This is a genomic window from Aeromonas sp. PrichA-15 (genome assembly GCF_017939245.1).
GTDB lineage: Bacteria > Pseudomonadota > Gammaproteobacteria > Enterobacterales > Aeromonadaceae > Aeromonas > Aeromonas caviae.
Genome location: NZ_JAGKRH010000251.1, coordinates 1 through 396, shown reverse-complemented (window position 1 = coordinate 396; position 396 = coordinate 1). Strand labels below are relative to the sequence as shown.

1 protein-coding gene is annotated in these 396 nt (G+C 57.3%); it reads right to left on the bottom strand.

The window, feature by feature from the left end; all coding sequences use genetic code 11:
- On the bottom strand, positions 1 to 396 hold a 396-nt coding region (locus J9889_RS20590), incomplete at both ends, for an IS5 family transposase (protein ID WP_210557923.1).

Sequence of the window (396 nt, the reverse complement as noted above, 5' to 3'; positions counted from 1 at the left end):
GGTTGTGGCATCCACCGCCAAGTGGAGCTTGCGCCACACTCGTCGCTTCTCCTTGCCGTGTTTGCGAATTTTCCATTCGCCTTCGCCATAGACCTTGAGGCCGGTGGCATCAATGACCAAGTGAGCCACCGGGCCTTGGCTGGGGAGGCGGTACTTGATGTCGACGGTCTTGGCGCGCTTGCTGATACAGCTATAGTCCGGCGACTGCAAAGGCACCGCCATCAGTTGGAACAACGAGTTAATGAAGCCTTCTAGCGCCCGCAGCGGCAACTTGAACAAGCCTTTTAGCATCAGGGCCGTCTCAATGGCGGTGTCACTGTAGTGGAAACCTCTCCCTCGGCGGCCATGGTGGACCAGGCAATGCCACTGCTTAATGGCTTGTTCGTCCATCCAGAT